Source organism: Dyella sp. (assembly GCF_035508675.1).
Classification (GTDB): domain Bacteria; phylum Pseudomonadota; class Gammaproteobacteria; order Xanthomonadales; family Rhodanobacteraceae; genus Dyella_B.
Map to the genome: position 1 here is coordinate 1 of NZ_DATJMN010000124.1, position 8274 is coordinate 8274.

Annotated in this window: 12 protein-coding genes; 8 read left to right on the forward strand and 4 right to left on the reverse strand. The window is 63.3% G+C overall.

The genetic code is table 11. The features are described 5' to 3' along the window. Positions 1 to 91 precede the first annotated feature (91 nt). Positions 92 to 415 (forward strand): cell division protein FtsB, encoded by a 324-nt coding sequence (ftsB, locus tag VMA74_RS07070; RefSeq protein ID WP_325365941.1) that lies wholly within the window; start codon positions 92 to 94, stop codon positions 413 to 415. 147 nt (positions 416 to 562) lie between these two features. After that, complete coding sequence (truD, locus tag VMA74_RS07075) at positions 563 to 1588, forward strand: tRNA pseudouridine(13) synthase TruD (protein ID WP_325365931.1); 1026 nt, start codon at positions 563 to 565, stop codon at positions 1586 to 1588. Here the strand turns inward: truD and VMA74_RS07080 are convergent. Then, positions 1585 to 1965, reverse strand: a complete 381-nt coding sequence (locus VMA74_RS07080; RefSeq protein WP_325365932.1) for a gamma-glutamylcyclotransferase family protein — start codon at positions 1963 to 1965, stop codon at positions 1585 to 1587. The two genes, truD and VMA74_RS07080, sit on opposite strands and share 4 nt — an antisense overlap. Before the next feature lie 13 nt (positions 1966 to 1978). Next, positions 1979 to 2527: a Smr/MutS family protein gene (locus tag VMA74_RS07085; protein ID WP_325365933.1), complete on the reverse strand. Its 549-nt coding sequence runs from the start codon at positions 2525 to 2527 to the stop codon at positions 1979 to 1981. A gap of 263 nt (positions 2528 to 2790) precedes the next feature. Here VMA74_RS07085 and surE point away from each other — a divergent pair, with 263 nt between their 5' ends. Genes surE through VMA74_RS07105 form a run of 4 tightly spaced genes read left to right on the forward strand, consistent with a single transcriptional unit; the run spans position 2791 to position 5849 of the window. Continuing rightward, positions 2791 to 3582, forward strand: a complete 792-nt coding sequence (surE, locus tag VMA74_RS07090; protein ID WP_325365942.1) for a 5'/3'-nucleotidase SurE — start codon at positions 2791 to 2793, stop codon at positions 3580 to 3582. Then, the gene (locus VMA74_RS07095) at positions 3579 to 4271 is read left to right on the forward strand and encodes a protein-L-isoaspartate(D-aspartate) O-methyltransferase (protein WP_325365934.1); all 693 of its coding nucleotides are present in this window, start codon (positions 3579 to 3581) and stop codon (positions 4269 to 4271) included. The genes surE and VMA74_RS07095 overlap by 4 nt, the downstream gene beginning before the upstream one ends. Further along, entirely contained in the window at positions 4271 to 4879 is a 609-nt protein-coding gene (locus VMA74_RS07100; protein ID WP_325365935.1) for a YqaA family protein, read from the forward strand. Before VMA74_RS07095 ends, VMA74_RS07100 begins: the two co-directional genes overlap by 1 nt. A gap of 52 nt (positions 4880 to 4931) precedes the next feature. Beyond that, entirely contained in the window at positions 4932 to 5849 is a 918-nt protein-coding gene (locus VMA74_RS07105) for a peptidoglycan DD-metalloendopeptidase family protein (RefSeq protein WP_414649575.1), read from the forward strand. Between the two features lie 328 nt (positions 5850 to 6177). Here VMA74_RS07105 and VMA74_RS07110 read toward each other — a convergent pair whose 3' ends face one another. After that, positions 6178 to 6555, reverse strand: coding sequence for an Mth938-like domain-containing protein (locus VMA74_RS07110; protein WP_325365937.1), 378 nt, complete (start codon positions 6553 to 6555; stop codon positions 6178 to 6180). Positions 6556 to 6565: 10 nt separating this feature from the next. Continuing rightward, positions 6566 to 6862: a ribosome assembly RNA-binding protein YhbY gene (gene yhbY / locus VMA74_RS07115; protein WP_325365938.1), complete on the reverse strand. Its 297-nt coding sequence runs from the start codon at positions 6860 to 6862 to the stop codon at positions 6566 to 6568. Between the two features lie 78 nt (positions 6863 to 6940). Between yhbY and rlmE the strand changes: the two genes are divergently transcribed. Together rlmE and VMA74_RS07125 are read left to right on the forward strand one after the other, a co-directional pair. Next, entirely contained in the window at positions 6941 to 7591 is a 651-nt protein-coding gene (gene rlmE / locus VMA74_RS07120; RefSeq protein WP_325365939.1) for a 23S rRNA (uridine(2552)-2'-O)-methyltransferase RlmE, read from the forward strand. After that, a partial coding sequence (locus tag VMA74_RS07125) for an ATP-dependent metallopeptidase FtsH/Yme1/Tma family protein (protein WP_325365940.1) occupies positions 7588 to 8274 on the forward strand: 687 nt, incomplete at its 3' end. The genes rlmE and VMA74_RS07125, both read left to right, overlap by 4 nt.

The window sequence follows — 8274 nt, forward strand, 5'->3', positions numbered from 1 at the left end:
AGGCGCTCGGTTCGTCTGCCGTCTACGCCGGCCGCAACGCGTTCCCGAGCCTTTCCCACTTGCCTGGCTGAGCGAGGTTATCGCCAGAATTATGTTGCGTTGGGTCGCCTTGATCCTGTTGCTGATACTGATTGGACTGCAGTTCGAGCTGTGGTCCAACCACGGCGGCATGGCCGAGGTGACGAGCCTGCGTGCTGCCGTGAAAAAACAGCAGGACGAAAACGACAAGCTCACCCAACGCAACCAGGCGCTCGCTGCGGACGTCAACGATCTCAAGCATGGCGAGCAGGCGGTGGAAGCGCGTGCTCGCGGTGAATTGGGTTTGATCAAGCCGGGCGAGACGTTCTATCAGGTGGTGCCGAAACCGGCGGCGAGTGTCGCTGCACCTGCGGCTTCGGGGATGAGTGGCCATTGACGACGATCTCCAAACTACAGCGAACGGCTCCCTCCCCTACGTGCAGTAGGGGAGGGCTGGGGTCGGGTGAAGTCCTCACGTTTACCGCAAGCTCGTGTAAACCCACCCCAACCCGCTTCTGCAAGCAGAGCAGGGGCACCGCTACCTATGACATCCTCTGTTGAATCTGAATCCGAACTTCCCCGCGCCTATGGCTCGCCGCCCCTGACGGCCACCCTGCGCAGCATTCCCGAAGACTTTCGCGTCGAAGAAATCCTCGGCTACGAACCCGATGGCGAGGGCGAACATGCCTTCCTGTGGGTGGAAAAGCGCGGGGCCAACACCGACTGGGTTGCGCGTGAATTGGCACGCTTCGCGGGCACCTCGCCCATGCATGTCGGCTACGCCGGCTTGAAAGACCGCCACGCCGTCACACGCCAGGCTTTCACGGTGCAATTGCCTGGCAAGGCCGACCCGGACTGGAACGCGTTTCCGCATGCCGAGGTGAACGTGCTTTCAAGCACGCGCCACAAACGCAAGCTCAAGCGCGGTGCCTTGCGCGGCAATCGTTTCGTGCTGGTGCTGCGCGATGTGCAAGGCGACCGCGCCTGCGCTGAAGAAGTTCTGCGGGCTATCGCTGCCCGCGGCGTACCGAATTACTTCGGCGAACAACGTTTCGGCCGTGAAGGCGGCAATGTGGCGCAGGCACGCGCGATGTTCGCCGGACGCCGTGTCGATCGCGACAAGCGCTCCATCCTGCTATCGGCAGCGCGTTCGCACATCTTCAACCAGGTGCTGGCTGCGCGCGTAGAGCGCGATGCATGGGACAAGCCGCTGGAAGGCGAAATCTGGTCGCTGGCCGGCTCGCGTTCCTGGTTCGGTCCGGAACCGTTCGACGAGACGCTCGCTGCGCGTCTGGCGCAGGGCGACATCCATCCTTCCGGTCCGCTGTGGGGACAGGGTGAACCGCCGACGACGGATGCCGCGGGTGAGCTGGAGCAAGCCATCGCATTGCAATCCACTGATTTGGTCGAAGGTTTATCGGCGGCGCGCATGGATCACGAGCGCCGTCCGTTGCGCTTGTTGCCTAAAGATTTGCGTTGGCATTGGACGGATGGCGACACGCTCGAACTGAGTTTCGAGTTGCCCGCCGGCGCCTATGCAACCGTCGTTGCGCGCGAGCTGATCGCCTAGAAGCCAGTGGTTTGCGCCGGTGCGGCGTCGTATGCGATCGCCTGCCGCGCATCTACATACACCCAAGCCTGGAGTCCGGAAACCAGGCTGACGGCAATGCGCTTGTAGTCGTCCACTTCGTACTCATCTGCCAGCGCGAGTTCGGTGTCGGTGAGGTCGAACACCTTGCCGTCGACGCAGTCTTCGATGCGGCGGGTGAACACGAGCATGGGGTGATGGGTCTTGCCGCTGGTCTTGATGACCGCGGGATCTTCAATCGCGATCTCGGTTTGTGCGAATCCGGTCAGTTGATCGGCTTGGCCCGCAAGCCGGCGGCCAAACGTTGCCAGTTGTACGTTGTCCTGCTGCAGCGTGCCGTACGAGAAGAGCTTGGGCATAAGAGCCTTAAGGTTATTTATCTTTCAGCAATACCACCACCGCGCCGGTGCCGCCCTGCATGGGACGTGCGGAAGCGAATGCGATCACATCGTTGCGACGACGCAGCAACCGATCGGTCAGGATTTTCAGCACCGGGCCGGCCGCCTTCGAGCGCAATCCCTTGCCATGCACGATGCGTACGCAACGAAACCCCTGATCCTTGGCATGCGCAAGAAATTCGGCAATCGTGGCCTGCGCCGCCGCGGCGTTCATCTGATGCAGGTCGATGTCGTCCTGCACGCTGAATTGACCGCGCTTGAGCTGGCGCAGCAGCTTCGGGGGATAGCCGTCGCGCAGGTAGCTGAGCTCTTCGCCGACCTCCATCAGGCCCGGGTCGAAGGCCATGTCCAGCAGTTCGCCGGGCACGGCGGCCTCGTCGGCTTCGAGCATGTAGGGGTGCGGTTCGGGCCTGGGCAGTTCGGGTGGCGGGGTGACCGGTTCGAACAGGCGGACTTCACCGATGGCCTCGCGAAACAGGCGGCTGTCCTCGTCGCTCACGATGGCGGGGGTACGGCGTTTCATGCGTGTCATCGTAGCGAAAGGAGCGCTGCGATGGTGAAGCGAAGCTTGCGAAAATCGCCGGTGAAACAAACGGTCGGCTCGGTTAGACTCCCAGGTCCAGGGTGCGTGCGATGCCCTGCGAGCTTGTGAAGCAACCTCGGCTGGAATCCAGTGTGTCGATTCGAGCGGCGGGCGCTGGGCTCCGGCGTTCGCCGGGGCGACGAGTCGGGTTTTCACGAGTTCCGCGGGTTCGCACGCCGATCAATCGTTTTGAACGGATGATGATGCGAGTACTTGTCAGCAACGACGATGGCGTGGACGCCCCCGGCATCCACGTGCTCGCCGAGCGCCTCGGCGCGGTCGGCCAGGTAACGGTGGTGGCGCCGGATCGGGATCGCTCCGGGGCCAGCAACTCCCTCACCCTGGACGTGCCGATCCGTGTCTCGCGCATGGACAACGGCTATTACCGCGTCGTGGGCACGCCGACCGACTGCGTGCACCTCGCACTCGCCGGCATGCTGGATCATGAGCCCGATATCGTGGTGTCCGGCATCAACAATTCCGCCAACCTGGGCGATGACGTGATCTATTCCGGCACCGTGTCGGCGGCGATGGAAGGGCGCTTTCTCGGCTTGCCGGCGATCGCCGTGTCGCTGGTCAGCAAGGATCACAAAGGTGAGCATTACGAGTCGGCCGCCAAGGCGGTGCTCCTGTTGATGGAGCGCCTGCTGGTCGACCCGCTGCCGGCCGACACCATCCTCAACGTCAACGTGCCGGATCGTCCGTGGGAAGAAATCCTCGGCTTCGAAACCGCGCGCCTAGGCAAGCGCCATCGCTCCGCGCCGTGCATCAAGCAGAACGATCCGCGCGGGCGGCCGATCTGGTGGATCGGACCGGCGGGCGACGTGGAAGACGCCGGCCCAGGCACCGATTTCGATGCGGTGCGGCGCGGCTACATTTCCGTGACCCCCATCCATGTAGACCTCACCCGGTTCCAGGCGCTGGAGAAGGTGAGCAACTGGGTGCGCGCGTTGAGCGACGACATGGGCGATCAGGCAAACGGTAAGGCCGCATGATCCATCCGTTGCCGCCATCGGCCCTGAAAGGCGAGGGCATGACCTCGCAACGCGCGCGCGACCGGCTTATCGCCAAATTGAAGGAAGAAGGCATCCGCGACCAGCGCGTGCTGGACGTGATGCGCCATGTGCCGCGGCACCATTTCATCGATCAGGCGTTGCACTCCCGCGCTTATGAGAATACCGCGCTGCCGATCGGCCATGGCCAAACCATTTCGCAGCCATGGGTGGTCGCGCGCATGACCGAGGCCTTGCTCGAGCCGTTCGAGCCCAAGTCCGGCCGCCCGCAGAAGGTGCTGGAGATCGGCACCGGATCCGGCTACCAGGCCGTGGTATTGGCGCAGTTGGTGCCGCAGCTGTATACGGTGGAGCGCATCGAAGAATTGCTGCGCCAGGCGCGCCGTCGCTTTCGCCAGCTCGGCCTCGACAACATCCGCTCGCGCCATGACGACGGCAAGCTGGGTTGGGCAGCCGAAGCCCCATTCGACGCCATCCTGCTCACGGCGGCGGGCGATGCCGTTCCCACGCAGATTCTCGATCAACTGGCTCCGGACGGCGTGCTGGTTGCGCCGGTCGGTTCCCCCAGCAGTCAAACCTTGATCCGCATGCGCGGCGACGGAAAAGGCGATTTCATGCAGGAAGAATTGGCAGCGGTCAGCTTTGTGCCCTTGCTGGGCGGGATCGGCTGATGCAACTCTTCGGAAAGCTTTATGCGCGCGTACTGGTGTGGGCGCGCGACCGCCGGGCAGTCTATTACCTGTGCGGCCTGAGTTTCGTTGAAGCCTTCATCTTTCCGGTCATGCCGGAAGTGATGCTGGCGCCGATGATGCTGGGCAAGCGCCATCGTGCGTTCTTCTACGCGAACGTAAGCCTGCTGTTCTCACTCATGGGTTCGTTGGTGGGCTATGCGCTCGGCCACTGGGCCTTTCATGCACTGACGCCGCTGCTGCAGTCGCTGCATTTGTACGACTCGATCGAGCATGGTGTGGAAACCCTGCGCGCGCAGATGAGCCAGCATTGGCTGGAGATGCTGCTGGTGCTGACGATCGCGGCGCTGGTGCCGGTGGTGCCGATGAAGTTCGTCACCTGGGCGTCGGGCATTGTCGGCGTGCCGGTGCTTCCGTTCCTGGTGTGCATCCTGCTCGGGCGCGGCAAGCGCGTGTGGTTGCTGGCCTTGCTGGTCCGTTTGTTCGGCGAGCGTGCCGAGCACATCCTGCATAAAAACATCGAGTGGATCGGTTGGGTGGCCCTCGGTGCGTTGGTGATGCTTGGTGGCTGGTGGGCACTCAAGCATTAATGGCGGGCGATCGTTCCGTGTCGATCGCATGAAAACTCTTGGCGACCTCGCTATGCTGACGCGCATGAATGGATTGACGCGATGGTTCGCATTTGCCGCTATAGCCATACTCATGACCGGTTGCAGCACGGTGGTGGTGCAGCCGCCGCCGGGCGCGTCGAGCAGTGCGCGACCGGCACCGAACCATGAGGCCGGCACCTATACCGTCGTCAAGGGCGATACGCTTTACTCCATCGCGTTTCGCAATGGTACGGACTTCCGCGAAGTCGCCAGGTTGAACGGCATCGCGCCGCCTTACACCATCTGGCCGGGGCAGGTACTGAAATTGTCGGGACATGGTGCGGCGCCGGCCATCGTGCATGCGCCGCCACCGGCACCGTCGGCTCCGGTGTTCCAGACGGTGGAACCGACACCCGCGGCGACGACGCCATCGCCGTCGCCTGCGCATGCCAGTTCAGTTGTTCCGGCACCCGTGGCGATGACGCATCCCGCGCCGTCGGCAAGTACTGCGCCTGTGGCGCACAGCAATGCGCCAATTCCGGCTGCGGCAACCGCCGCGGCACCCGTGGTGGCCGCCAGCGGCAGCACCCGCAGTGCAGGCGGCGTGAAATGGCGGTGGCCGGCAGCCGGCCAAGTCATTGGCCGTTTTCAAGCCAGCGCGGCAATACCGGGTATCGACATCGCCGGCAAGGCCGGCGAGCCCGTGGTCGCGGCAGCGGATGGCACTGTCGTGTACAGCGGCAATGGTTTGGTGGGTTATGGCGAGCTGATCATCATCAAGCACAACGACAGCTTCCTGTCCGCGTATGGCCACAACCGCAAGCGGCTGGTCACCGAAGGGCAGCAGGTTAAAGCCGGGCAGCAGATTGCCGAAATGGGCTCAAGCGGCAGTTCTCGCGACGAGCTGCAATTCCAGATTCGCAAGGATGGCAATCCGGTGGACCCGCTCGACTATCTGCCATCGCGCTGAGCAGGGTTGCGCATGAGAGGGTTCGGGTGAGGGGACGGCCTGGCGCTGAAGCGGTTTTCGGCGCGTCTTGGCTAGACAGCAGCTTCCCGCAAGGTTGCCCCTCACCCAAGCCCTCTTGTCCTATACGAAAGAGGGCGTCTAGCCGGCGGGAAGAAGAAAGCCGCCCCTCGCTGGCGAGCAACGCGTTGGCGGTGAGCGCATGCGAACCCCAACGTTGCCATGCAGAAAGCGATGTTGGGGTTCGGCGGCGCCTCACCACCAATCCACGCAAGTGTCCTCCGGGGCGTACCACCTTGCTCCGACCCCGGCTAGGTTCGGAGCGTTGCGCCTAGTCCGCGGGAAGAATGAAAGCGGCCACCACCCGCCGCCCCTCGCTGGCGAGCAGATCATAGGTGCGTGCCGCCGCGGCATTGTCCATCACCTCGATGCCGATGCCCTTGCGCAGAAACCCGGCCATGAAAGCGGCCGGCGGGAACTGCTGGCGCGCGCCGGTGCCCAGCAGCACCACTTCCGGCTGCAGCTCGAGCACGGCCTCGACGTGCTCGCCGGTGAGCGCCTGCGCCTGGGTGACCGGCCATTGTTCCACCGCCCGCTGCGGCGACAGCAGGAAGCTGGCGGTCAGCTCGCGGTCGACCACGGTAACGGCGCGCTCGGTGACGCGGCGGACGAACAGGTAATCGCCAGGGCGTTCCAGCGAGAAATCCATGACAGCCTCCTCAGCGTGGCAGGGCCAGCCGGGGATCGTCCTCGTTGCGTCGGAACAACACCGCGACATGGCCGATTTGTTGCACGTTTTCCGCGCCCGTACCTTCAAGCAGGATCCGTAGCTGTTCGTCGCGTTCTTCCTTGTCGCCGCCGGACAGTTTCACTTTCACCAGCTCGTGGTGCGACAGCGTCAGGTCCAGCTCCTTCACCACCGCCTCGGTAGCGCCTTTGGCGCCCAGCAGAATCACCGGATGGAGGTCGTGGGCGAGGCTGCGCAGGTAGCGCTTCTGTGAAGGAGATAGGGACATGCGTTCAGTCTCAATGCACTGCAAATGAATGTTAAAGGGTATCATGGCTACCCCCTGTTCCCGGTCCATGTGCCGACCATGCCTCGCAGCAAGAGCAGTTCCCGCTGGCTGCGGGAGCATTTCGACGATGTCTACGTCAAGAAAGCCCAGGCCGAGGGCCTGCGTTCGCGTGCCGTGTTCAAGCTGGAAGAACTGGTCGAGCGCGACCAGCTCCTGAAGCCGGGCATGCGCGTGGTCGACCTCGGCGCCGCACCCGGCGGCTGGTCGCAGTTCGTGCGGCAGCGCCTAGGTGATAGTGGTACTGTGGTGGCGCTGGATATCCTGCCGATGCAAGGTATTGCCGGCGTTGATTTTCTACAGGGCGACTTCCGTGAAGAAAGCGTTTTGAGAGCATTGGAGCAGCGCCTGGACGGCCAGAAGCTCGATCTTGTGCTGTCGGACATGGCCCCCAATATGAGTGGCGTGGCACTGGCCGACCAGATCCGGGCAATGGATTTGGCGGAACTTGCGCTTGATTTTTCCAGGCACTGGCTGAAACCAGGCGGAGCATTTCTAATCAAGTTGTTCCAGGGAACAGGCTTCGATGATTACTTGCGTACCTTGCGCGCCGAGTTTTCGCGCGTAAGTATGCGTAAACCCAAGGCCTCACGCGCGCGTTCGCGTGAGGTGTACGCGCTGGCCACCGGTTTCCGGCCGGCCGGCCGGCAAACTGGCGAGAACCGCGCATGAACGAGACATGGAAAACTTTGTTGCTCTGGCTGGTGATCGCGGTGGTATTGATCACCGTGTTCCAGAGCTTCAACCCGCACGGTGGCGCCTCTTCGGAACTGCCTTACAGCAGCTTCGTGCAGAGTGTGGATAGCGGCAACGTCGCCACCGCCAACATCAGTGCCGAAAACCCGGCCACCATCAGCGGCAAGCTGAAAGACGGCAGCAATTACCGCACCGTCGCCCCGGTACTCGGCTTCTCCACCAACTCGGTGGTCAAGCAGATGCAGGACAAGAACGTCACGGTCACGCAGGATTCCGGCACCGGCTTCTCGCTGATCGGCCTGCTGGTGAACTGGCTGCCGGTGATCCTGATCGTCGTCGTGTTCATCTGGTTCATGCGTCAGATGCAGCAGGGCGGTGGTGGCCGCGGGGCGATGAGCTTCGGCCGCTCGCGCGCCAAGCTGCAGGGCGAGGACCAGGTCAAGGTCAATTTCAGTGATGTCGCCGGCTGCGACGAAGCGAAGGAGGAGGTCGGCGAACTGGTCGAATTCCTGCGCGACCCCGGCAAGTTCCAGCGCCTGGGCGGCAAGATTCCGCGCGGGGTGCTGATGGTCGGGCCGCCAGGTACCGGCAAGACGCTGCTGGCTAAGGCGATTGCCGGCGAAGCGAAGGTGCCGTTCTTCTCGATCTCCGGCTCGGAC

Excerpts from the sequence above, each read along its gene's own strand:
- VMA74_RS07080 (WP_325365932.1), bottom strand. The coding sequence starts at position 1,965 with ATGCCCAAGCTCTTCTCGTACGGCACGCTGCAGCAGGACAACGTACAA.
- VMA74_RS07100 (WP_325365935.1), top strand. The coding sequence starts at position 4,271 with ATGCAACTCTTCGGAAAGCTTTATGCGCGCGTACTGGTGTGGGCGCGC.
- truD (WP_325365931.1), top strand. The coding sequence starts at position 563 with ATGACATCCTCTGTTGAATCTGAATCCGAACTTCCCCGCGCCTATGGC.
- yhbY (WP_325365938.1), bottom strand. The coding sequence starts at position 6,862 with ATGTCCCTATCTCCTTCACAGAAGCGCTACCTGCGCAGCCTCGCCCAC.
- VMA74_RS07085 (WP_325365933.1), bottom strand. The coding sequence starts at position 2,527 with ATGAAACGCCGTACCCCCGCCATCGTGAGCGACGAGGACAGCCGCCTG.
- VMA74_RS07095 (WP_325365934.1), top strand. The coding sequence starts at position 3,579 with ATGATCCATCCGTTGCCGCCATCGGCCCTGAAAGGCGAGGGCATGACC.
- surE (WP_325365942.1), top strand. The coding sequence starts at position 2,791 with ATGCGAGTACTTGTCAGCAACGACGATGGCGTGGACGCCCCCGGCATC.
- VMA74_RS07105 (WP_414649575.1), top strand. The coding sequence starts at position 4,932 with ATGCTGACGCGCATGAATGGATTGACGCGATGGTTCGCATTTGCCGCT.
- VMA74_RS07110 (WP_325365937.1), bottom strand. The coding sequence starts at position 6,555 with ATGGATTTCTCGCTGGAACGCCCTGGCGATTACCTGTTCGTCCGCCGC.
- rlmE (WP_325365939.1), top strand. The coding sequence starts at position 6,941 with ATGCCTCGCAGCAAGAGCAGTTCCCGCTGGCTGCGGGAGCATTTCGAC.
- ftsB (WP_325365941.1), top strand. The coding sequence starts at position 92 with ATGTTGCGTTGGGTCGCCTTGATCCTGTTGCTGATACTGATTGGACTG.